The 22344-nt window shown below is 60.9% G+C and carries 18 protein-coding genes, 2 tRNA genes and 1 pseudogene; 11 read left to right on the top strand and 10 right to left on the bottom strand.

The window, feature by feature from the left end; all coding sequences use genetic code 11:
- Positions 1 to 277: 277 nt before the first annotated feature.
- Together fabF and plsX are read right to left on the bottom strand one after the other, a co-directional pair.
- Positions 278 to 1543: a beta-ketoacyl-ACP synthase II gene (gene fabF / locus IPK17_RS00835; RefSeq protein ID WP_343415772.1), complete on the bottom strand. Its 1266-nt coding sequence runs from the start codon at positions 1541 to 1543 to the stop codon at positions 278 to 280.
- A gap of 47 nt (positions 1544 to 1590) precedes the next feature.
- The gene (gene plsX, locus IPK17_RS00830) at positions 1591 to 2589 is read right to left on the bottom strand and encodes a phosphate acyltransferase PlsX (protein ID WP_343415771.1); all 999 of its coding nucleotides are present in this window, start codon (positions 2587 to 2589) and stop codon (positions 1591 to 1593) included.
- A gap of 188 nt (positions 2590 to 2777) precedes the next feature.
- Here plsX and IPK17_RS00825 point away from each other — a divergent pair.
- Together IPK17_RS00825 and IPK17_RS00820 are read left to right on the top strand one after the other, a co-directional pair.
- Positions 2778 to 2858, top strand: a tRNA-Leu gene (locus tag IPK17_RS00825).
- A gap of 359 nt (positions 2859 to 3217) precedes the next feature.
- The gene (locus tag IPK17_RS00820; RefSeq protein WP_343415770.1) at positions 3218 to 4351 is read left to right on the top strand and encodes a tetratricopeptide repeat protein; all 1134 of its coding nucleotides are present in this window, start codon (positions 3218 to 3220) and stop codon (positions 4349 to 4351) included.
- Positions 4352 to 4460: 109 nt separating this feature from the next.
- On the opposite strand, the gene IPK17_RS00815 is transcribed toward IPK17_RS00820, so the two are convergent.
- Positions 4461 to 6071, bottom strand: a complete 1611-nt coding sequence (locus tag IPK17_RS00815) for a response regulator (protein WP_343415769.1) — start codon at positions 6069 to 6071, stop codon at positions 4461 to 4463.
- A gap of 285 nt (positions 6072 to 6356) precedes the next feature.
- Between IPK17_RS00815 and IPK17_RS00810 the strand changes: the two genes are divergently transcribed.
- The 7 genes from IPK17_RS00810 to IPK17_RS00780 all read left to right on the top strand — a co-directional run bounded on the left by IPK17_RS00810 (position 6357) and on the right by IPK17_RS00780 (position 13286).
- The gene (locus IPK17_RS00810; protein ID WP_343415768.1) at positions 6357 to 7574 is read left to right on the top strand and encodes a S41 family peptidase; all 1218 of its coding nucleotides are present in this window, start codon (positions 6357 to 6359) and stop codon (positions 7572 to 7574) included.
- Positions 7575 to 8093: 519 nt separating this feature from the next.
- Positions 8094 to 8567, top strand: a complete 474-nt coding sequence (gene smpB / locus IPK17_RS00805; protein WP_343415767.1) for an SsrA-binding protein SmpB — start codon at positions 8094 to 8096, stop codon at positions 8565 to 8567.
- 7 nt (positions 8568 to 8574) lie between these two features.
- Positions 8575 to 9363: a hypothetical protein gene (locus IPK17_RS00800; RefSeq protein ID WP_343415766.1), complete on the top strand. Its 789-nt coding sequence runs from the start codon at positions 8575 to 8577 to the stop codon at positions 9361 to 9363.
- A gap of 623 nt (positions 9364 to 9986) precedes the next feature.
- Positions 9987 to 11690: a tetratricopeptide repeat protein gene (locus IPK17_RS00795; protein WP_343415765.1), complete on the top strand. Its 1704-nt coding sequence runs from the start codon at positions 9987 to 9989 to the stop codon at positions 11688 to 11690.
- Positions 11691 to 11937: 247 nt separating this feature from the next.
- Positions 11938 to 12010 (top strand) — tRNA-Arg (locus tag IPK17_RS00790).
- A gap of 84 nt (positions 12011 to 12094) precedes the next feature.
- Positions 12095 to 12538, top strand: a complete 444-nt coding sequence (locus tag IPK17_RS00785; protein WP_343415764.1) for a HEAT repeat domain-containing protein — start codon at positions 12095 to 12097, stop codon at positions 12536 to 12538.
- Positions 12474 to 13286: an endonuclease/exonuclease/phosphatase family protein gene (locus tag IPK17_RS00780; RefSeq protein ID WP_343415763.1), complete on the top strand. Its 813-nt coding sequence runs from the start codon at positions 12474 to 12476 to the stop codon at positions 13284 to 13286. Before IPK17_RS00785 ends, IPK17_RS00780 begins: the two co-directional genes overlap by 65 nt.
- A gap of 310 nt (positions 13287 to 13596) precedes the next feature.
- On the opposite strand, the gene IPK17_RS00775 is transcribed toward IPK17_RS00780, so the two are convergent.
- The 3 genes from IPK17_RS00775 to IPK17_RS00765 form a co-directional block, all read right to left on the bottom strand.
- On the bottom strand, positions 13597 to 14430 hold the full coding sequence (locus tag IPK17_RS00775; RefSeq protein WP_343415762.1) for a LacI family DNA-binding transcriptional regulator: 834 nt from the start codon (positions 14428 to 14430) through the stop codon (positions 13597 to 13599).
- Positions 14430 to 15596 carry an ROK family transcriptional regulator gene (locus tag IPK17_RS00770; protein WP_343415761.1) on the bottom strand — a complete coding sequence of 389 codons (1167 nt, stop codon included), beginning with the start codon at positions 15594 to 15596 and terminating at the stop codon, positions 14430 to 14432. Before IPK17_RS00770 ends, IPK17_RS00775 begins: the two co-directional genes overlap by 1 nt.
- 652 nt (positions 15597 to 16248) lie before the next feature.
- Positions 16249 to 17742 (bottom strand): glycoside hydrolase family 3 protein, encoded by a 1494-nt coding sequence (locus IPK17_RS00765; protein WP_343415760.1) that lies wholly within the window; start codon positions 17740 to 17742, stop codon positions 16249 to 16251.
- Positions 17743 to 17892: 150 nt separating this feature from the next.
- Here IPK17_RS00765 and IPK17_RS00760 point away from each other — a divergent pair, with 150 nt between their 5' ends.
- Positions 17893 to 18930 carry an SIS domain-containing protein gene (locus IPK17_RS00760; RefSeq protein WP_343415759.1) on the top strand — a complete coding sequence of 346 codons (1038 nt, stop codon included), beginning with the start codon at positions 17893 to 17895 and terminating at the stop codon, positions 18928 to 18930.
- A 28-nt stretch (positions 18931 to 18958) separates the two neighbouring features.
- Positions 18959 to 19426, top strand: a complete 468-nt coding sequence (locus IPK17_RS00755; RefSeq protein ID WP_343415758.1) for an SRPBCC domain-containing protein — start codon at positions 18959 to 18961, stop codon at positions 19424 to 19426.
- Between the two features lie 186 nt (positions 19427 to 19612).
- On the opposite strand, the gene IPK17_RS00750 is transcribed toward IPK17_RS00755, so the two are convergent.
- The 4 genes and pseudogenes from IPK17_RS00750 to IPK17_RS00735 all read right to left on the bottom strand — a co-directional run bounded on the left by IPK17_RS00750 (position 19613) and on the right by IPK17_RS00735 (position 22314).
- The gene (locus IPK17_RS00750; protein ID WP_343415757.1) at positions 19613 to 20479 is read right to left on the bottom strand and encodes an aminopeptidase; all 867 of its coding nucleotides are present in this window, start codon (positions 20477 to 20479) and stop codon (positions 19613 to 19615) included.
- Positions 20480 to 20591: 112 nt separating this feature from the next.
- Positions 20592 to 20717, bottom strand: a pseudogene (locus tag IPK17_RS40385) (aminopeptidase); the annotation flags it as partial.
- Positions 20714 to 21895 carry a M20 metallopeptidase family protein gene (locus IPK17_RS00740; protein ID WP_343415755.1) on the bottom strand — a complete coding sequence of 394 codons (1182 nt, stop codon included), beginning with the start codon at positions 21893 to 21895 and terminating at the stop codon, positions 20714 to 20716. The gene IPK17_RS00740 and the pseudogene IPK17_RS40385, both read right to left, overlap by 4 nt.
- A complete protein-coding gene (locus IPK17_RS00735; RefSeq protein WP_343415754.1) occupies positions 21892 to 22314 on the bottom strand; it encodes a hypothetical protein in 423 nt (140 codons plus the stop codon). The genes IPK17_RS00740 and IPK17_RS00735 overlap by 4 nt, the downstream gene beginning before the upstream one ends.
- Between the last annotated feature and the right edge of the window lie 30 nt (positions 22315 to 22344).

Here is a 22344-nt window from a genome sequence, read left to right as displayed (position 1 = left end):
TCCGGTAATCTAGCCGTGAACCGCGCTGCGCGCCGTTGCACCACTAAATCATCGCAGAAATCCCGCCGTTTGGGTAGAGACTGCCGACTCAGACTTTGTGTGAAGGTACTCCGTCGGGCGTGCTTTCCCCCCTCTCCTCTAGGAGAGGGGCAGGGGTGAGGTTTGCTTTACAAAAAAACACCCCCTCGCCACCCAGAGAAGGGGCAAGGGGGTGAGGTCGCTTTTTCTTTCGCCCCTCTCCCTTGGGAGAGAGGGCGGGGGTGAGGCTAGCCCTCCCTTACGACCACGCCTTTAGCACAATCGACGCGTTCTGCCCGCCCAGCCCGAAGCTGTTCGACAGCACGTATTTCAACCCCTTCATATCGCGCCCGACGTTCGGCACGTAATCGAGGTCGAGTTCGGGATCGGGCGTCTCATAGTTGATCGTCGGGTGCAGCGCGCCTTCGACGAGGCTCATCACGCACGCCACGATTTCAATCGCGCCGGACGCGCCGAGCGCGTGCCCCATCATGCTCTTGGTCGACGAGATCGCCATGTTATAGGCGTGCTCGCCAAACACCTGTTTGATCGCCAGCGTTTCCATAGCGTCGTTCGCCTGCGTCGACGTGCCGTGCGCGTTGATGTACTGGATATCTTCGGGATTAACATGCGCGTTTTCCAGCGCCCACCGCATCGACCGCATCGCGCCCTTGCCTTCGGGGTCGAGCGCCGCGATGTGATACGCATCCGACGACGACGCGTGCCCGAGAATTTCCGCGTAAATCCGCGCGCCGCGCTTGAGCGCATGCTGCAAGCTCTCGATGACCATAACCGCTGAGCCTTCGCTGAACACGAAGCCGGAGCGGTTCTTATCGAACGGGCGGCTCGCCAGTTCCGGTCGATCATTGTAGCCGGTGGCCAGCGCGTCCATCGCTTCAAATCCGGCGATGGCGTAGTCTTGCAGCACCGCTTCGACGCCGCCCGTGATCACCATATCCGAGCGCCCATTCTTAATCAGTTCGCTCGCTTCGCCGACAGCCTGCGTTCCTGCCGCGCACGCCGTCGCCGGGGCGATCAGCGGGCCGAGCGTCCGCATGAACTTGCTCACGTAATGACCGGGCATGTTCGGTAGTGAATTGATCAGCATCAGCGGATTCGGCTTCTTGTAGCCGGAGGATTTGTAGCGCGTCGTGCTCTGTTCCGACTGTTCGTGCGACCCGAGGGTCGTCCCGATCACCGTGCCGACGCGCTCGCCTTCCGCCTCAATCATCTCGGTCGTCAGACCCGCATCCTGCGTCGCCATCGTGGCCGCCGCAACGGCGAACTGCGATGCGCGGCCCATGCGGCGCGCTTCCTTATGTTCGATATACTTGGTCGGCTCGAAACCGCGCACTTCGCCGCCAATTTGCACGGGAACGTGTTCAATCGGAATCGTCTCGATGTGGCGGATGCCGGATTTTCCGGCCTTCAGGTTCTCCCACAGCGACTTCACGTCGCCCAAACAGGTGACTGCGCCCATCCCGGTGATGACCACGCGGGGGCGACCGTTACGCAGTAGTTCCATGTGCGTTGAGCGGCGCGAATGCCGCCGTCCTCCTTATTAAGCTAGATTCACGCTAAGGTCTTCAGTCCGGACTCAATCGACTCGATGACTCTGCCAGTGACTGCTTTCCGTGCTTGGCCGATCGCGTTTTTAATCGCTCTGTCGTTGGATCGTCCGTGACCTATAATGACAACACCGTTCACCCCCAAAAGGGGCGCGCCGCCAATCTCAAAGGGATCAATCATCTTTTGCACGCGCCGGAAGGCCGGTCGAGCCAGCGCGCCGCCCAGCTTCGTGATCGTCGTCCGCATCATTTCCTCGCGCAGTTGCAGCGCCATCGTTCGCGTTGCCGCTTCTGCCGTTTTGATGAAGATGTTACCGACAAAGCCATCCATGACCACCACATCCGCGCCGCCGGTCAGCGCTTCCTTCGGTTCGATGTTCCCAACAAAGTTGATCGGCAGGTCGCGCAGCAGCGCCGCCGCCTCATGGATGAGGGCTGTGCCTTTGCCTTCTTCTTCGCCATTCGAGAGCAGTGCCACGCGCGGCTCATTGATCTTGCCCGCGTTCTGCGCGTACAACTTGCCCATGATCGCGAACTGCGCCAGCCAATCGGCCTTCGAGTCGGCATTCGCGCCCACATCCAACATGATCGGGTTGGCGGTTCCCAGCGGCAGAATCGTGGTCAGCGCCGGGCGCTTGACGCCGGAAATGCGCCGCAGCGTGAACAGGGTAGCGATGCTCAGTGCCGCGCCTGTGTTGCCCGCGGTGACGAAACCGTCCGCCTTACCATCCTTGACCAGATTCATCCCCACATGCATTGATGAGTTCGGCTTGGCTTTGCCCACCACCGACGGCTTATCTTCCATCGTGACCACGTCACCCGCATGCACAATCTCGATCTTCAAGCCGGTTGTGTCATGTTTGGCGAGCTCAGCCTGCAAGCTTTTCTCATCGCCGACCAAACAGATCGTATCGTCGCGCCATTCTCGCGCTGCCAGCACGCCACCGGCTACATCGGGGACGGGGTACGTATCGCTGCCCATCGCATCTAAAGCGATTCGCATAGTTGATCCTTTGTTAGTTTGAGTGTTTGTGCTTTGCCGCGCTCGGCCTATTTATGCTTTTTGCCTGTGAAGTGTAGCGGAAATCCCCCCGCCGTTAAAGGTTCAGAACGCACCGAGTTTCTTTGCATTTGAGCGAGACTCCGCCATTGACAGCCGAATCGCCTTCGGTATAATACGCTTATGTTGACGCCCCGGTGGCGGAATGGCATACGCAGCAGCTTGAGGGGTTGTGCCCTATGGGCGTGGAGGTTCGAGTCCTCTCCGGGGCAACATACAAAAACATCCAGCACCCGCTGGATGTTTTTGTTTCCCATAGGCTCACCAGAATCAGTTTTGTGGGGACGCAGCTGATCGTGTCCGCCTAGCTTGTCTCCCAGGCAACTGGCGAGACGTTGCGATCAGTGTTGTCTCCCCTCCCTGAATTCGGGGGAGGGGCCGGGGGTGGGGTTGGATTCCGACTTTCCTAGTCCGCTCAAGTGTCGTTCCCGCGTCTGTGCTGCTCCCCTCATTGTCTTGATCCGTCGACACATCGTCTTTCTCCCCTATTTCTGAATTTCCTAAACTTGCCGATGCCCCGACATTCGATGTACACTCCAAGAGAGTAATTGCCACCGGAGGATACGCACGCATGAGCGATGAGACCAGATCGGCGTTGAGACAGGCCTTTGACGCGATAGAAGCTGGCGAATTGGATACGGCCCGCACCATTCTCGAGCCGGTCCTCGCTGCGGAGCCTGACAATGTGGATGCGTGGTGGGTTTTTAGCCATGCCGTGACAGATCCGCAGGAGGCGTTCGATGCTTTGGAAAATGTCGTTCGGATCGACCCCCAGTATCCCGGTGCTGCCGAACTCCTGACCACGCTGCGTGACCGACTGCCGCGCCGTCAGGCGCCGCCGCCACCCCCGCCGCCCATTGACATCCCGGATCTGCCGGGCGACGAGCCGGATTTTGCGCTCCCGCCTTCGTCCGTGGCGACTCCCGCGCCAGAACCCCAGGAAGAAGAGTCGCGCAGTCGCTTGATTCCGATCCTCGCGGGTGTCCTGCTCATCGTCGTCATCATTGCGCTGGCTTACTCGCTGCTTTCGCGCTCGCAGAACCCGCCCGCCACGCCGACTACAGTGGCGCTCGCTACCCTCCCGTCTCTCGTTGTGACCGACGAAGTCACGCCCGACGCCACTGCCGAAGCCGCCGCTGCGACTGAATCTGCGCCTGTGGCGGAAGCCACCGCTGCTGCGACTGCTGAAGCGACGGATGCCGCCTCAACTGTCGAAGCCGCCGCGACTGAAACCGCGCTGATAGGGGATACTACTGCTGAAGCCCCGACTGCTGAAGTCGCGCTGGTCGACGCGACGCCCACCGCCGAAATTCTCGCGACTGAAATCGTCGCTCCCGCCGCGACCGACACGCTGGTCGCCCTGAGCGCCGCCGAAGAGTCGCTGCTCGCCGGGTTAGGCCGCTACACCCTCGCCGCTGAGCCACTGGTTCGCCAATCGACGACCGTCGGCGACGCGCTGCTCGCGGGCGTGTGCGTGAATGACCGCCGCGAAGTCCCGACGCTCCTCCGGCCCATCATGCGCGCGCTGGCTAATGGCACCGCTGCTCTGCCCGAAGACGTGCAGGCCGTTGGCGTCCGCATGCTCGACTGCAACACGGGCCGCGCGTTCGTCATCATGGCTGTCGACCGCCAGAGTGCTCTCGATCACGCCGCGGGTACACTCCCGTACGTTGACTTCCGCCAGCGTTGGCAGCCGCAGCGCTAACCCAGACTTCCCCGTGAATCACAGGACGAGGCCATAAGCCTCGTCCTTTTTTATTTCCCTGTTGTCTCCCCTCCCCGAATTCGGGGAAGGGCTGGGGGTGAGGTCTTCCCTACTTCTGTGGCTGACTCGGCTGATGAATCGGCAGGCGAATCGTGAAGTTCGCGCCGTGACCTACCTTGCTTTTCACGGTGATCGTCCCGTGATGTCCCTCGATGATGCCGTAGCTCAGGAACAGACCCAGACCCGTCCCATTCGGTTTCGTCGAGAAGAACGGATCGAAAATCCGTTCGATCTTGTCTGGCTCGATGCCGCATCCCGTGTCGATGAAATCGATCACCACCTCATTGCCCTGATGCTTGGCGTTGATCGTCAGCGTGCCACCGTCCTCCATGGCCGCTTCCGCGTTTAGCGCGAGGTTCATAAACACCGCTTCGAGCTGATCCTTACTGCCGTACACATTCGGCAGGGTGGGGAGGTTCGACTTGATGTCAACGCGCTCATGCTCGAAGAACTTGCGGTTGAGTTTGATGACACCTTCCAAAAGCTGCGCCACATCCAGCGGTCGCAGTTCCGGCCCGCTGTCGCGCGCAAATTCCAGTAGACTGCGCACAATCCGCTTGATGCGTTCCACGTTGTCGCGGATCATCTGCAGCTCGCGCATGTCGTACTTCACGCCCTTCGCCTTCAAATCACCTTCCAGATCTTCGAGGAAGATGTTGATCGGCATCAGCGGGTTGTTGATTTCGTGGGCGATGCTCGCTGCCAGGTGCCCAATCGATGCCAGCTTTTCCGAGCGGATCAGCAGCTTTTGTGCCGACTGCAGTTCTGCCGTGCGTTCCTGCACTTTCTCTTCGAGGTGCTGCGCATAGTCTGCCTGAATCTCGTAGAGTTGAGCGTTCCGCAGCGCCAGCGCCGCCTGTCCCGCCAGACCTTCGAACAGGCGCAGGTGATGTTCTTCGTAGGGCTGGTCTTGACTCAGCACCACCAGCACGCCTAACTGCAAATTCGCATGCTCCATGCGCACGCACATGCCGCTGGTCGTCTTGGTGTTCCAGTTGACGGCCGTCTCTGCCTTTAGCGCCAGCGGAATGCACTCTTCGATCCGCTGGGTGATCGTCTCGCTGTCGCTGCGATTCAGAATCCGCGAGTCGCGGATTTCGCCGTTCTCGCCTAGGTGATAGCTCACGGCGACCTCGCCGGGCAGCAGTTGCAGCGCCAGTTCTGGAATCAATTCCAGCAGATTACCAAGTTTGTGATGCCCATTCAGTTTTTCGCTGGCGCGAAGTAGGGCTTCCAGTTGTTGGGTGCGGCGGTGCAGCGCTTCTTCGAGCGCCCGCGCTTTGATCTTGCTTTGCACGCGGGCGAGCAGTTCTTGTGGCGCGAACGGCTTGTACAGGTAATCGTCGGCGCCGAGCGTGAGGCCGCGCGCCACGTCGGCGGGTTCGCGGGCGTTCGCCGTGACCATGATTGTCGGGATATTGGCCGTGCGTTCATCTTCGCGCAAATTCAGCAGCACGTCAAAGCCGTTCATTCCCGGCATGAGAATGTCGAGCAAAATCACATCCGGGAGCAGTTTCTTCGCCGTCTCCAGCGCGGCGATCCCGTTGGTCACCGCCTTGACGCGGTAGCCTTCGCGCTCAAAGATGTGCTGGAGCATGATCGTGGTATTCACCTCATCATCTGCTACGAGGAGCAGTGGCGATGAGTTATTTTTATCCATCGGTCTTTATCCATGTCTAGTGGCGGTAATTTATTTTTCGCAGCTTGGGGGTCTATGCCATCCCACTTATCAATCATATGCGCGAATTTTCGGTGATTGCAAAAACGTTGCCACTCTTCGTAAAACTCTTCTCGTTTGTCCAACGGTGAGGTTGGGGTTGGCGCTTGTTCACCGTGTTTTAAACGACCCGACCTTGTCCGAATCCAAAACTCGTCTAACATTCTGGATACGGGCGTGCACCATCGCGCCTACTCGTTGTGACCGCCAACCAATGGAAACCAACGTATGAAACAGCCTTATCACAATCCGACCGACCGCGCGCTGGGGCGCTCTCTTCTCTTGGGCCTCGTGCTCGGCTTAGGGATTGCCCTGATTTTTCTCGCCGGCTTCTTCTTTCGCGACCTAGTGCAGCCGCTTCCCGCCGCTTTTGCGTCGGATGCCGAAAGCTACCCGCTGCTCGACGAAATGCAGTCGCTGCTCGACCAGCATTATCTGCGCTCTCAGCCTGACTATACCCAGCGGCAGTACGCGGCGGTGCGTGGGGTGCTCGGCGCGCTTGGCGACCGCTTCACCTTCTTCATCGATCCACCCGTGGCCGCCAGTGAAGCCGATGTCCTCTCCGGAACCTATGGTGGCATTGGCGTGCAAATTCAACGCACCGAAGCCGGGGAGATCGCGCTTTTTCCGTTTGTCGATAGCCCCGCTGCCGCGCAGGGCATTGCGAATGGCGACATCCTGCGTGCGGTCAATGGCACGCCGCTCGATCCTGCGCTGTCGCAGGACGCCATTGACCAGCTGTTGCGCGGTGAGGTCAAAGAGGGGAGTGGAGTCGAAATCACGGTGACGCGCGCCGACGGTGGAGCGGAATTTACGGTCTTCATTCCCTTCGCCGTGATCAACGTCCCCTCTGTGACGTGGCGCGTCCTCACGGAAGACGAGCGCATCGGCTACGTTCAGGTGCTGCGCTTTACCGCGCGCACGCCGGACGAGCTTACGACCGCCTTCACCGACCTGCGCGCCGCCAATATCACGGCGCTCGTCCTCGACCTGCGCAACAACACGGGCGGACTCCTGCAGGAATCGATTCAGGTCGCCGATCAGTTCATCGACACCGGGGCCATTGTCTACCAGCGGGACCGCAACGGTGAGCGCACCTTTGAAGGGACGTCTGGCGGTGGCATGATCGATCTGCCGATGCTGGTGCTCGTCAACAACATGACCGCGAGCGGCGCAGAACTGGTGGCCGGGGCGCTTCGCGACTCGGGGCGCGCTATCCTCATCGGTCAGACCACCTTTGGCAAAGGCACCGTCCAGCAGATTTTCACGCTCTCCGACCAATCCTCCATGCACATCACTTCTGCTGAATGGTTCACGCCGTCCCGCCAGCCGCTCGACGCCGTCGGCCTCACGCCCGACATCCCCATGATCCCCGATGCCACAGGGCGGGATGTCGAACTCGGCGAAGCCATCCGCCGCCTTCAAGACGAACTCCAACCCATCTGATCTCTCCGGCCCTCGCCCTTGGGAGAGCGCCGGGGGTGAGGCTCACCTAACAGGGGTAGGTATTTCATGCTTCCCAATGGAGTGTTGGCTTTCTTCACCCAAAATTCCTGTAGAGGCGAGGCATGAGGGTGTTGAAAAAAGGTCAGATTCCGACCCCACCGGCCCCTCCCCGAATTCAGGGAGGGAGCCAACAGTGCCTGCCAAGCCGAATCCGTCTTCGTAGGGACGCAATTCATTGCGTCCGCTGACGAAAGGAAGGGTTTTAAGGGATGCTTTCTAAAAACCCTCATGCCTCGTCCTGTTTCCCCCTGAATTGCGCACCGATCTATCATCGGTGAAAGCAAAAGGATCTTTTAGGGGATGCGGTGACAGCCATGCTGGCAAAGGAGGACGAGGCATGCCTCGTCCCTACAATTAAGCACCTCCCCCTGACAGGTGAGGCTCATCCCCCACAGGATGAGGCTGTCCGCCATTCGCATGAACCACTATAATGAAGCTCATAATGCGGAGAGAAACGACATGAGCGACGGCAAAGGGATTAAAGTGGTCGCCCGCAACCGCAAGGCGAGCCACGACTACAGTTTAGAAGACAAATACGAGGCGGGTATCGTTCTGACCGGCTCGGAGATTAAATCGATTCGGGCCAACCGCATCAGCCTGCAGGAAGGCTATGTGGAGTTTCGCGGCGGCGAAATGTGGCTGCTCGACGTGAATATTTCCCCTTATGAACAGGCGGGTGTCTATGGCAAGGTCGATCCGCTGCGGACGCGCAAGCTGCTGCTGCACAAGAAGCAGATTGCGCAGATCGCGTCACGCATGCGGGAGCGCGGCTACACGGTCGTTCCGACGATGGTGTATTTGAAAGATGGACGCGCGAAGGTTGAAATTGCGTTGGCCAAAGGCAAGAAGCAGTATGACAAGCGCGCCGATATCGCCAAGCGTGATAGCGATCGCGAAATCCGCAAGGCGCTCAAGGAACGCTCGTACGAATAGGACCACCATGATCTACCCAACTTCGATTCGTGCCATCAACGCGCTGCCAGAAGACGAGAAGGAAGCCATTTATCAGACCCTGCTTCCCGAGTGGTTGTACACGACCTACGGCATTGATCGGCACACGCTGACCGTCAACGGTCAGCGCGTCGTCCGCTTTCGCTGCCCGGCGGGCAGTCGCGCGTTGGAGAGCATCGTCCGCCGCAACGCGGGGGACATCGACCCCATGCTCTATCTCAACATGGCGGATACGTTCAATAATCAACTCTTGGTGCTGCTCGTTGTGGTCAACGATCCCGACGCGCCGCGTTTCAATATCGACCATGATGAGGATGGCAACCCGACGCATCTCGGCACGACCACGCGGAATATCCCCGCGGAAATTGAAGCCATGCGGGCTGGCCTTGCGCCGGGGCAGGTGCGGCAGGGGCTGCGCGTTTTCCGCCAACTGGTCCCGGTCTTCGAGCAGTTTATCACCAATATGGGGCACGATCTGTTTTTCATCGAGCCCATGTCCTACCACAACGCTATCGTCTTCGAACGCTACGGGTTCAGCTATGTCCGCGGTTTTCAGGAGATGCAAAACATCAACCGGGAATTCCAGCCGGGTGGCGCCTTCCATATGAAGCTCGGCGGCGACAATCCCTTCCGTCCAGCCGACGCTTGGCAGACCGTGCGCGGGCGCTCTTGGGCGATTCACGACGGCATTCTCGGCCACCCCTTCACCGGATTCCAGATGTACAAGCGGATTGGTCATCACTCCGGGGTGAACTCCTTCCCCGAATCGCGCTGGTGACCCGCGGTGAGCGTCCGTCCGTACATCAGCCGCGCCAGTGTTGCGCGTCACCTCGATGCGCTCCTCTACGACTCGCACGCCGAGCCTCCGGCTGATCTCCACGGGCTGCTGATTGTCGATCAGCGTGTGAGCGACCTCCCGCGCACCGAGCTTGACCGCGACTACGCCATCCGCGATCTGCTCACCGAATTGATTCTGAATAGCTATTTCGCCATCCGCCGCGCACTTGAACTCTCGTTTCCCTCACTCGATCTTCCGCTCGCTGCCGCTGCCGACTGGCTGCGGGAGGACGCCGCCCCGCGCAACCCCGAGCTGCTCGCCTGGAGCTTGCTCTATCATCGCTACATCCGCGCCGACCTCAATCTCACGACGGCGCAGCTCGCTGACCTCATCAGTGCCACGGAACGCACGTTTCGCCGCTATCAGGCGTACGCCGTGCGCCAACTGACGTATCGCCTCATCCAGATCGAGACGCAGGCGCGCGCCGATCACAAGCGCCGCTACCTCGCGCTCGCGCTGCCCGCGCCTGTCCCGCTCATCGGTCGCGCCGCCGATCTGGACGTCGCCGAGCAGCTTCTGCTCACGACCATGCCCGCGCATCTGCTCGTCAGCGGCGTGCTCGGGTGGGGAAATCCGCCTTCGCCGCCGCACTCCTGCGCCGCTGGATCGAGGCTGACCGCCTCGACGCGGTCGTCTGGCTTGACCAGCCGACCTCCGCCCAAGCCGTCCTCGACCACCTCACCGACCATTTGCTGCCCGAAGGCGTCGATCTCGCGGCACGCTTACACGGTTTTCGTCTCGGCCTCGTGCTTGACGACCTCGCCGCGTTCCCCTCCGCCGACCTTGAATCGCTGCTGCGCACGCTCAGCTCGACCACCGTCATCTTAACGCATACCGTCCATCTCCCGCTTGATGTGGCGCACTTCACCCTGCGCGATCTCGCGCCGGCGGACGCCGAACTGCTCGTGCGCGATCTCCTCCAGCGCCACAGCGCTGCTGACCTGCCCGACTACCGCGCCATCGCCGCCTACTGCGTCGACCATGTCGGCGGCAACCCGGACGCGCTCAAGGCGCTGCTGCTCAACTGGGCGTTCGAAGACGGTGCGCAGCTCGCCGACCGGGTGCTGCAGCACTTTTTTGGTCGCCTCTTTGACTCCCTACCTTCTGCCGCGCAGATCGCGTGGTGCGCGCTCGCCCTTGCGCCCCGCCTCCCGTGGGACGCCCTGACCGACTTCGCCGTGCCGCCGCTGCTGCGCCACCATCTCGCCGACCGTCACGGCGCGGACGTCCTGCTCAGCGTCAACGGCGCGCGCGAACTCATCTTCCGTTCGACCACGCCCGCCGTCTCCGCTGCCCTCGCTGACCTGATCGCCGCGCTTTCCACCCTCAGCCCGCCCACAATTTACCCCATTGCTGAACACGTGCTCGCCGCGAACTTCCCGCCGCTCCCCATCGATCAGCGCATCGCGTGGTGCCGTCGTTTCTGCTTCATCGGCCTTGAACGGGGACGCCACGGCCGCTGGCGTGCCATCCTTGAAGACCTCGCCCGCCATACGCAGCTCGATGTGCATCTGCGCACCCTCTACGGCGTGATCCTCCGCCGCCTTGGGGATTGGGACGCTGCGCAGACCGTCTTCCTCGACGCCGCGACCGAATTAGGTCGCGCGGGTAAATTTCGCGATCAAGCCTATGTGCTGCTTGAATGGAGTATCGCCGTCAAATATCAGGGGCGTTACCAGCACGCGCTTGATCTCATCGCGCAGGCGCGTCGCTCGCGCCAGTTGGACGCTGATCTGCGTTTGCGCCTGACTCTCCTCGAAGCGCAAATCCTCATCGAAGCGGGGCAGGGCAGTCGCGCTCTGCAGCTGCTCGACGCCCTCCAGCTTGACTCGCTGCACCCGGACGTTTCGCGTGTGCTCATGGTGCAAGGTGAAGCCTATCTCGCGCTCGGCGACTATGCCGCCAGCCGCCGCCATGCCGAAGCCGCGCTCGTGACCGCTTCACGGGATCTACTCACTCAGGTCAGCCTCTATACCACTATTGGCCGCACCTACGAAGGCGAAGGGCAGTTGCTGGTTGCCGAAAGCTACTTAGCCCGGGTTGTCTCGCTGCTTGAACAGGCCGACGATCCTTACGCGCTGGCCCGCGCGCAAACCAACCTCGCCGCGCTCCTCATCAAAATGCGCGATCAAGGCCTGCCGCGCGACCACGCCGCTGCCGATGCCCGCCAACTGCTCACCGCTGCCGAAACCACGCAAACCCGCCTCGGTGATCAGGTTGGCCTCATGACCACGCGCCACAATCGCAGCATCCTCCACAACACTTGATGTTCGCAGACGCCTTATACTCCGAGTCGTCGTCTTCCAAAAACCTTGGTAATTTCGGAGTCCAGCAAATTGCGCGAACACGGGTACGGCGCGTCTGCTGTCTCCCCTCCCTGAATTCGGGGTGGGGTCGATTCCAAGCTACCCTTCGTCTGAAAGCCACTGGAAATGCCCTCGTCCCGAATCGGCCCGGGAGTGAGGTCACACCATATTGCCACTTCCCCGCGTCTCCGCTAAAATAAGAGTAGTTGCGCCCATAGCTCAATGGATAGAGCGCCGGTCTTCGGAACCGTAGGTTGTGGGTTCGAATCCCTCTGGGCGCGCACGACATCCAGCCTCGCTGGATGTTTTCATTTGCGCCGAAATCGCTCTATAATGCTTTTATCGTTGGTTCACAGAGGGCGCTGATGGACTATTCAGGCTGTTCACCCGAGCAACTCGTCGACTTGTTAGCGGACAAAACGCAGCGCAACGATGTTATTCGTGCGCTCATCGGCGGCTTGACTGCTACCGAACTGCGCCGCGTGCACGTGTCAGATGCCGCGCAAGTCGCCCTCATCCGCGGCCTCAAGCACGGCAACAGCAAGGTTCGCTGGTGGTGCATTCAGTTGCTGGATCATATCGCCGATGAAACCTACGTCGCTCCGCTGTTGGCTGCCGCCTACACCGACCCCACGCCCAGGAATCGCCGCCATGCCATCCACGCGCTCGCCTGCGAAAAATGCAAACCGGATCGCTGCCGCCTGCGCGTTGACATTCGCGCCGACCTGCGCCAGATGATGCAGTTTGATCCTGATCCGTCCGTGCGTGAGACTGCTCGGCTTGAACTCGCCGAACTCGAAGCGGCCTAACGATGTCTACCTTCAAGCTTTGACCCTCAACCTGCGCCATAACGCGGATCGCTGGCCCGAACGCCGCTCGCTCGTCGCCGCCGCGCTCGCCGCTCACGACGCGGACGTGATCGCGTTTCAGGAAGTTTCGCTTCCCATCCAGCAAGCCGATCTCCTTGCCGCGGATCTCGCTGCGTTGACGAGGGCGCCCGTTTATACGATCCGCGTTCAGCCCAAAACTGGCGCAGAGTTTGACCGCGAAGGGATTGCCTTGCTCTCCCGCTTGCCTGTTCTCGAATCGTCAAGCCTCGATTTGCCTGTGGGTAATCGGGTGGCTCAGCGTATACGTGTGCTCAAAGACGGTCATGCTTTCGACGTTGTGAACACCCATTTGCACCATGAGCCAGAGTTCGAAGAGTCTATCCGCGAACCACAGATGCGCGCGCTCCTTGACTGGCTGAACGTCTCACCGGATCGCAATTGGCTGGTCTGTGGTGATTTCAACGCGCAGCCCCACTCCACCACCGTCCAGCGCATTGCGGCGCGCTTCCGCTCTGCCTACGCGACACTCCACGGTGCCGATCCGCTTACCTTCCCGACGCCGTTAGTCAATTACGACTACCCGCCGGTCGCCCTTGACTACATCTTCTTTGATCCTGCTCGCCTCACTCCGACCGCCGCCGAACTCGTCGCCGCGCAGCCCGCCGCCCATGACCCGCGCCTCTATCCCTCCGACCATTTCGGCCTCACCGCCACCTTCACCACTTAATTCCCCTCTCCTCTTTTCTTGAGGGCAGGACACTTTGAACAATTGGGGTGTTTTTGCGCCGGAGGCTAACAGCCTCCGGCAAATCGTAGCGCTTGCAAGCCCGCTCAAGCTGGCTAGGCAGCCCCGTTTACGGGGCTTTCTTCCCGTAGCCCGACCCTTTGAGGGTCGGGCGGCACTTCCGATTACTAAAACTGTCCTGCCATGAACACCTAAAGGAGTGGGGAGAAGCGCAGAGTTCTTAAGTCCCCTCTCCTCTTTTCGGAGAGGGGACTTAGGGGTGAGGTTAGCTTTCCGACCCACTGCGCAGCCCTCAACGCTTCTTCGTGAATTTCGGGGTTTTCTCTTTGCGGAGTTCCACGTCCGGCGGGTCATCATAGCTCGTGTTCCGTTCAATCAGCTTCACGCTCAGTGTCGTTACGCCTTTAACCTTCGCGCCGTTCATCTGGTGCACGAGTTGTTTTGCCGCCCGCCGTCCTAGTTCCTCGACATCCGCCGCCACGGTGGTCAGCTTGCCCCGGCGGGCTTCCGGCCCATCGCCGAACCCCACAACTGACACATCCTGTGGGACACGGCGTTTTTTGCGCTTCAGCGTGTCGATCACCGCCAGCGCCATCATATAGTCGCTCGCGACCACCGCGTCAAAGTCGTGCCCCTCAGCTAGAAATGCCTCGAGCGCCGCCGCTGCTTTGTCGGGCGCAAACTCTCCGTTGATTGTGCCCGCGGCGCTCACCGAATAGCGCATCAGCGCATCGGTGAACGCTGTCGCGCGCTGTTCGGTATCATATTGACCCGCCGCGCCGCGCACCAACACCAACTTGCGCCGCCCGCACTGGACTGCCACATGCTTGACCAATTCCAACATGCCTTGACGGTTGTCGAAGACCACCGCGGGTAAGCCGGGGAGGGCATGGCTCACCAGCGTGATCGGTCTACCCGCCTCCTGTATCCTCGCGAGCCATTCCGGGGTGGCGGCATTCGCGATCACGAGCCAACCATCCGCCGCGTTTGGCGCTGGCGCCGCTCTGCTTCCCGAAAAGACCTCAATCGCGCACGGCTCGGTGTCGGCGGTGACCCACGCGCCCTGGATGATCGCCTGTTGAAACACGCCCGTTTCGTCGTTGGTGATTACGCCGATGGTCTGCATCAAACCAACCCCAGTTCCATCTGGATTGCCCGGTAAGCCGCTCCCAATGCCGCCAGATTCGGCAGTTCGTCAATCGAAAACGTCACGCGCGCCCCGGCTTGTGTGCTCAGCGGCAGGCGCTTCCGCACGTTCTTGAGGAACGCTTCGCCTAGGGCACTGATCTCCCCGGTGATCGCCAGATGCTTGGGCTGCAGCAGTGTGATGATCCAACCGCACACCTCGGCCACCTGTGCCGCCAGTTCATCACTCAGCGTGAGCGCTGCCGGATCGTTCTGTTCGGCGGCGTGCCGGATGTGTAGGTAATTCAGGCTTGTGGTCTGGAGATACGGGCTCGCGTGGTCTCGTCCCAACGCCCGCGCTCGTTCGCGGACTCCCGACCACCCGAGTCGGGCATCCAGTGTGCTGCCACCCACTCTCATCGACCCGATTTCGCTGCCCAACTGCTGCTCGGCGCTCTCCAGCACGGCGCCCATCCCCACGCCCTCGCTGATTGTGAGCATCGCCAGTCGCTCGTTGACGCCTTCCAGTGGATTCTGGTGCTTGAAGCGGTGTTTTGCGCTGTACAGTGCGAACGCCGCTAGTGCGCTGCTGTTCGCGCTGTACACCGGGACTTCCAGTCGTTCGGCGACCGCTTCGCCTACCAGGATTGGGCTGAGGCTGAAGCGCGGCGCGTAGATTGCCCCATCCGGCAGCACTTCGCCTGCGCTGCCGATTCCTATGCACAGCAGCGGTGCGTCCAATTGCGCGATCAGTCCATGCACAACTTCGCCTAAGCGCGGCACGAATTCTTCGTCGATACCCGCGTCATTGAACGGCGTCAGCGTGCCGATCTCCACGGCATGCGCGGCGATCAATTCGCCGTCCAGCGTGGTGAGCACGCCCATGATCTGCGTAGGCGTCAGCCACAGACCGATCACCTCGCGGGCGCTCGGCACAAAGCGCAGCAGGCGCGGACGCTTGCCGCCGCTGTCCGTCGAGTCCCCGAAGCCGCCCTCGCTCAGAAACCCCTCGGTAATCAGCCCATCGACCAATTCGGAAATGGTCGGTTTCGAGAGTCCCGTTTCCAGTGCCAGCGCCGCGCGGCTCGTCGCCGTGCCGTCATAGACATGACGCAGCACCAATTGGCGGTTGTGCCCTCGGATCTGCCCGCGCGTCGCCTTCTTCACTTGCCTCCACTTTCCACTCTTGGTTAAAGTGCACGTCCTGCTCCTCTCACTGGAGCGAAGATCAAGCAGGCGAGGTGCCTTTCCCCTCTCCTTTAGGAGAGGGGCAGGGGTGAGGTTGAATTTCCCTCCTCTATGAAACCTGCGCTCACCCCTCGGCGAGTCCGCTTTTCACATCTCCTCACCTCGTTTTGGCGAGAGATTTTGAGGATGAGGTTGGTTCCCCCTCTCCCCACGGAGAGGGGGGTTAGGTGAGGTTGCTCCCCGAACTCCTTATGAAACCTGCCTCACCCTCACCTTTCATCTCTCGCCTCAAATTTTAGGTTGGTTCCCTCTCCCCACGGAAGGGGTTAGGGGTCCCCTGCAACCTCCTCTGAAACCTGCGCTCACCCCTCGGTGAGTCCGCTTTTCACATCTCCTCACCTCGTTTTGGCGAGAGATTTCGAGGATGAGTTTGGTTCCCCCTCTCCCCACGGAGAGGGGGTTAGGGGTGAGGTTGACTTTCCCCCTGCAACCTCCTCTATGAAATCTGCGCTCACCCCTCGGTGAGTCCGCTTTTCACGTCTCCTCGCCTCGTTTTGGCGAGAGATTTCGAGGATGAGGTTGGTTCCCCCTCTCCCCACGGAGAGGGCGGTAGGGGGTGAAGTTGCCTCCCCTAAAACCGCTCCTGCGGAATCTTGCACGGCAGCACCCCGTGCGCCTCAATCTCCCCGAACAACACCCGCGCCACCGCTTCCATGCTCACTGGTCGAATGCTGTACGTGCACAAATAGTTCTCGATGCTCGGGAACTCGACCAGATCGTACGGCGCGCGCAGCGCAATCACAATGGGATTCTTGCCTCGCGCCTGCAGTTCGTTCACCAGCGCGGCCTGCGTCGCATCCCGGTACGCATTGATCGTCCCGACGATCACGGTATCCGCCGACTCTGCCACCTGCACAATCGCCGCCACATCCGCCGCGCCCATCGGGATCTGCATGTGCGTGGTGTGCGGATGGCGCTTGCTGATCGCTTCGGCGAGCTTGATCTTCACCGTGGCTGACGTATCGGCGGGCGTTAGGTTTTCGGGATAGGGCGTGATCACGAGGATATGGGCATTATCCGCCGGATTCAGACGCACATCACCTTTCACCCGCGTGATCGATGCCTCGGCAATTTCTCGCGCAATCGCTTGATGCTCCGCGCATCCCACCACGTCGAACGCGGGCAGGGTAGTGGCTAACTTCTGCCGCACCGCATTGATGCGCGCGACCGATGCCGCATTCTCGGTGAAGCGCGTCATCAATTCCATCTGCCCTTTGATGTGTCCCAGCAGAATCAAGTCCGCGCCCGCGTCGAGCGCCGCCTGAATGCTTTCCTCGTTACCGTGCCGCGCCACTGCCCACATGTCCATCGCATCGGTGATCACCAGCCCGTCAAAGCCGAGTTCGCGCCGCAGCAGATCGGTCAGGATTTTGCGTGACATCGTCGCTGGCCAATCCGGGTCAAGCGTCGTCACGCGGATGTGCGCCGACATGATCGCGTCCACGCCCGCCTTGATCGCCTCGCGGAACGGCGCCAGTTCCACCCGGTGAATGCGCTCGCTGTCATACGGGATGATCGCATCGCCGTGGTGCGTGTCCGCTCCAGTGTCGCCGTGCCCGGGGAAGTGTTTCGCCGTCGCGATTAACCCTTCGGCCTGCATCCCATGGATCATCCCGATCCCGAGCGCGCTCACGACTTCCGGCTCATCCCCGAACGACCGCAGCCCAATCACCGGGTTCGCCGGGTTGATATTCACATCCACCGACGGCGCAAAATTCATGTTCATGCCCATCGCCAGCAGTTCCCGCGCTAGGACGCGCCCGGCTTTCTCCGCCAGCGCCACCGAGCGCGTCGCCCCGAGCGCCATATTGCCCGGCAGCTCCGTCGCCCCACCCGTAATCGCAATGAGCTGCCCGCCTTCCTGGTCAATCCCAATCAGCGGCGTGGGATTGCCGCCTTTGGCTGCCGCGTGGCGCAGCGCCTCACTCAACTCACGCAATTGCGCGGGCGTCTCCACATTCATGTACGCGAACAAGCAGAAGCTGCTTATCTGCCCGCGCTCCACCCCCACCAGAATGTCCGTCGGCGCCCGCAACCCGGTAAAACTGTGCATCAACTGCCGCATGTGCTGTCTCCACTTTCGCTGTCCGCGCGTACCCCTAATCGACTCGCGCGTATGAATTTCGTTTGCTTCACTTGTTAGTTAGTTAACTTTACTTACTTCTCACTTTGTGGTAGTATAAGGAGCATAATTGAGGGTGTCAAGGGGGCGACGATGAGCCATTTACACGATGAAATCTACGAGCAACCCGCAGTAGTAGAGCGGTTGCTGCGGGAACAGCAGGGGAAAGCCAAAGAGATTGGTGCAGCGATTCGGGCGTTTAAGCCGGCGTTTGTGTGGATTGCCGCACGCGGAACGTCAGATAATGCGGCGCGGTATGCGCAGTATTTGTGGGGCGTGCACGCGCGAATGGCGGTGGGGTTGGCGACGCCCTCGGTGCACACACTCTACGGCAGCACGCCGGATTTGTCGCGGGCGCTGGTGATTGGTATCTCACAATCGGGGCAGTCGGAGGACGTGCGGCGCGTGCTGAGCGATGCGAAAGAGCAGGGCGCGTTGACCGTGAGCATCACCAATGATGATACATCGCCGCTGGCGCAGGTGGCCGCGTATCATCTGCCGCTAGGGACGGGCAAAGAACTGAGCGTCGCGGCGACCAAAACGTACACGGCGGAGTTGGCCGCGGTCGCGATGATTGGCGCGGCACTGATCGATCGACCGGAGTTCTGGCAAGCGCTGGAGCGCCTGCCCGGATGGATGCGCGCTACGCTCGATAGTGCGGCGGATACCCCGGTCTGGGCGGAACGCTATCGCTATATGGAGCGCTACGCGGTGCTTGGCCGCGGTTATAACTACTGTACTGCGTTTGAAATCAGCCTGAAGATCAAGGAATTGTGCTATATCCCGGGCGAGGAATACAGTGAGGCGGATTTCCGGCATGGGCCGATTGCTGTTGTGCAGCCCGGGTTCCCGGTGATTCTGGTCGCGCCGACCGGGGACACGTTCGCCAAACAGTATGATTTGCTGCAACAACTGCACAAAAAGGGTGCAGAGTGTTTGGTGGTGACGAACTCAACCGAGTGTGCCGGATTGGCACGGCGCGTGCTGCCGATTCCGGCGGATGTGCCGGAATGGCTGAGCCCCATTGTCGCAGTGATTCCGGGGCAGGTGTTTGCGCTGTCACTGGCAGGGGCGCGCGGGCTGCCGATTGATCAACCGATAGGTTTGACGAAGGTGACCGTGACGGAATAGCGTGGTTCTGGACGATTCGAGGAAAACGATGCTGCCCCAATCTCGCTTTGACCAGATGCGGACACGCCACGCTGAAATCGACATCGAGGCGCCGCAAGCGTTGATCTGGCAGATCCTCGTGGATCTGGAACGCTATGCTGAATGGAATCCGTTCACCTACGGGTATTCCGGTACGTTGGGCGTAGGGGAACCGTTCGTGTTCAAGGTGCGGATGAATGCTGCCCTTAAGCTCGATGCGCCGGAGGTGTTTCACCTGATTGAGCCGCCTCACCGGATTGCGTGGCGCGGCGCGTATCCGCACTGGTTGGTTGCAGCGACACGCTATCAGGTGTTGACTCCGGTCACGCCAACGCGAACGCATTATCACACGTGGGAGACATTTCGGGGCGGGTTGGGACTGGTCGTCGTGACGTTGTTTGGCAGCGATGTCGAGCGCGGGTTTCAAGCGATGGCGGCGGCGCTCAAAGCGCGCGCTGAGGCGATGCATGCTGGGTGATCGAATGAACCTCACCCCCGACCCCTCTCCGAAAAGAGGAGAGGGGAGAAAGATTGGGAACGCTGTGCGGAGACGAGGCGTTTGGGTTAAGTCAGGGTTGGTAAAGCGGTGCAACCTCACCCCCAACCCCTCTCCTAAAGGCGAGGGGAGAAAGAAGGCCTCCCCGCGACCCGTGCCCACGACAGGCTAGATGATGAACGCACCGTTCTCGTAGAACAGTTCGCCATCAGCGTACATGCGCCCGCCCGGTCGCATGTCGTACACCAGATCCCAGTGGAGGGCGCTGCGATTGGTATTGCCGGTGTCCGGGTAGCCCGCGCCAACCGCGATGTGGAACGTGCCCGCGATCTTCTCATCAAAGAGCAGCTGACCAGTTGGACGCAGTATCCGTTCGTTCATGCCGAAGGCGAATTCGCCGAGCGCACGGGCACCCTCGTCGGTATCGAGCAGCGCCAGCAGTCCCCGTTCGTTCTCGTCGGCGGTGGCTTCGACCACGCGCCCATCGCGAAATACCAGCTTAATGCCCTTGATCCACTGACCGCGCATCATAGCCGGAAAGTTGAATTTCACCCAGCCATTGGCGGAATTCTCGACGGGGCCGGTATAGATTTCGCCGTCGCTGATGCTGTGACGCCCGTGCGAGTTGACGAAGTTCCGCCCCGCAATAGATAGTTCAAGATCGACTTGAGCGCCTTCAATGCGAATCTGGCGCTTGCCGCGCAGCCAGTCGACTTTTTGCTGCTGGAGATCGCGCAGTCTGAGCCACGCCCCGACCGGATCGTCCAAATCGCAAAACGCGGCACCGTAGACGAAATCGGTGAATTCTTCGAGACTCATCCCGGCTTCCTGCGCCCAACCGTGAGTCGGAAAGAGGGTGACTGCCCAGCGGAGATCGCCGGTGCTGGTGCGGTGCATGAAGGTGCCAAAGGTGGCGCCCTGCGCGGCCTGCTGCTTCTGTATGCGGGCCGGGTCGATGTTGGTTTTGGCGCGGGGGTTGGGGACGCCCGCAACGCGGATGTAACCCTGTGCGTTTTCGATAAAGGACCTGGTCATGGGGTCGTTCCACGCGAGCTGTTCGTCGCTGCCTTCGCGCAGCAAGGCAAAACTCCATCGCTTCATCGCTCGTGATGATGCTCGGATGAGCGCCCGCGCGCAGGATGGCACGATGCAGCGCGCGGAGCAGGGGCAGCACGGCGACATCCCCGGTGATGCCGACCCACTCCCCCGCCTTGACTTCCAGCGAGTAATGCACCAGCAGATGTGCCAGTCGTTCCAGGCGGATGTCGGTCATGATTGACCTGCTAACTGTGTGAGCAGGCGTACCGCGCTCTGGGCCAGCACGGCGGCCCCGATTTTGAGCGCGTTCTCGTCGATATTGAAGATGGGGCTGTGATGGGGACGCATATCGCTGCCGATTTGCGCGCCGACGAAGTACATGGCGCCGGGGACCGTGCGGGTCATATAGGCGAAATCTTCCGCGCCCATCGAGAAACCGTAACGAATAGTACGCTCTGCGCCGACGATTTCGCCCGAGGCGGCGCGGATAGCGCCCGCGATGGTGGCGTCGTTGTGGAGCGGCGGGTAGCCGCGCTGAATGGTCAGTTGGTAGTCGCCACCCAGCGGGCGCACAATGGCGAAGGCATGCTCCAGTTCGGTGTGAAGCTGCGCGCGGATGTCGTCGCTGAGGCTGCGAATCGTCCCGTTGAGGCGGACTTCATCGGGAATGACATTGGACGCGGTGCCGGTGTGGATGCTGCCAATGGAGATGACGGCGGGCTGCGTCGGGTCGATGCGGCGGGAGCGGATGCCATAGATCGCCTGAATGACCAATCCGAGCAAATAAATGGGGTCGAGACCCTGATGCGGATAGGCGCCGTGACCGCCTTTCCCGGTGATCACGGCTTCGAAGGCATCAGCGGCGGCGTGAATGGGGCCATCATCAATGATGACGATCCCGGTTGGCGCTTCACTGGCAATGTGCAGGGCGATTACCGCGTCCACCCCGGCGAGCGCGTGGTCACTGATCATCCGCGACGCGCCGCTCAGACCGTCGGCGTCCTGCTTCTCCTCACACGGCTGAAACAGGAAGCGGACCGTGCCGGGCGGGCGATCTGGCAGTTCGCTGAGCACGCGCGCGACGCCCAACAGCATGGCGGTATGGGCGTCATGACCGCAGGCATGCATCACGCCGGGGGTAGCCGAGGCATAGGGTACGTCGTTCGCTTCCTGAATCGGCAGCGCATCCATGTCGGCGCGGATGCCGATAACCGGATGCCCCGAGCCCAATGTGCCGATCACACCCGTCTTGCCAACCTGGGTCTGGACGGCGATGCCGAAGCTGCGTAAGGTATCGGCGACGAGCGTGGCCGTGCGCACTTCCTCAAAGCCGAGTTCGGGGTGCTGATGCAAATCGCGCCGCCACGCGATCAATTGCTCTTCGATGCGCTGCGTGTGTTCAAGTAGGTTCACGGGTTTATCTCCGGGGTGCGGGTCGCGGTAAAGGTGCGCCCATTCTGCTTGATGACCAGCTCAGGGAAAGTCTCACTCGCCACATCCAGTTTATAGTCGATCTGACTGCTCAGGCCGGGCAGGCTGAACAGCGTTTCGGTCACCGGGATGAGAGCGACAGCAGGCTGACCGGGGAAGACCGCATGCAGGTTCTCACCTTCAGCGTAGATTTTGAGGGTGAGGCGGTCATCGACCAGAAAGCGACCGCAGTAGAGTTCCAAACGGGTGACGGGCGGCTTGTAAACACGCAGGCGCGGCGGCGGCTGATAGCCGACCCAACCGTACGCCCGCGCACAGGCGCGCATGATCGACTGGGCGAGCATGAAACCGTTGTCGCCGCTGGTCATGACGACCATGCCCACACCGGACTGACCGAACATAATCCAGTCCGCTTTGTAGCCCGGGTTCGA

The organism is Candidatus Flexifilum breve (assembly GCF_016713355.1).
This window is presented reverse-complemented; position numbering and strand designations above follow the sequence as displayed.

Coding starts and splice junctions, on each gene's coding strand:
- IPK17_RS00750 (WP_343415757.1), bottom strand. CDS start 20,479: ATGACCAGGTCCTTTATCGAAAACGCACAGGGTTACATCCGCGTTGCG.
- IPK17_RS00820 (WP_343415770.1), top strand. CDS start 3,218: ATGAGCGATGAGACCAGATCGGCGTTGAGACAGGCCTTTGACGCGATA.
- IPK17_RS00785 (WP_343415764.1), top strand. CDS start 12,095: ATGGACTATTCAGGCTGTTCACCCGAGCAACTCGTCGACTTGTTAGCG.
- IPK17_RS00810 (WP_343415768.1), top strand. CDS start 6,357: ATGAAACAGCCTTATCACAATCCGACCGACCGCGCGCTGGGGCGCTCT.
- IPK17_RS00765 (WP_343415760.1), bottom strand. CDS start 17,742: ATGCGGCAGTTGATGCACAGTTTTACCGGGTTGCGGGCGCCGACGGAC.
- IPK17_RS00815 (WP_343415769.1), bottom strand. CDS start 6,071: ATGGATAAAAATAACTCATCGCCACTGCTCCTCGTAGCAGATGATGAG.
- fabF (WP_343415772.1), bottom strand. CDS start 1,543: ATGGAACTACTGCGTAACGGTCGCCCCCGCGTGGTCATCACCGGGATG.
- IPK17_RS00775 (WP_343415762.1), bottom strand. CDS start 14,430: ATGCAGACCATCGGCGTAATCACCAACGACGAAACGGGCGTGTTTCAA.
- IPK17_RS00755 (WP_343415758.1), top strand. CDS start 18,959: ATGCTGCCCCAATCTCGCTTTGACCAGATGCGGACACGCCACGCTGAA.
- plsX (WP_343415771.1), bottom strand. CDS start 2,589: ATGCGAATCGCTTTAGATGCGATGGGCAGCGATACGTACCCCGTCCCC.
- smpB (WP_343415767.1), top strand. CDS start 8,094: ATGAGCGACGGCAAAGGGATTAAAGTGGTCGCCCGCAACCGCAAGGCG.
- IPK17_RS00735 (WP_343415754.1), bottom strand. CDS start 22,314: ATGTTCGGTCAGTCCGGTGTGGGCATGGTCGTCATGACCAGCGGCGAC.
- IPK17_RS00760 (WP_343415759.1), top strand. CDS start 17,893: ATGAGCCATTTACACGATGAAATCTACGAGCAACCCGCAGTAGTAGAG.
- IPK17_RS00800 (WP_343415766.1), top strand. CDS start 8,575: ATGATCTACCCAACTTCGATTCGTGCCATCAACGCGCTGCCAGAAGAC.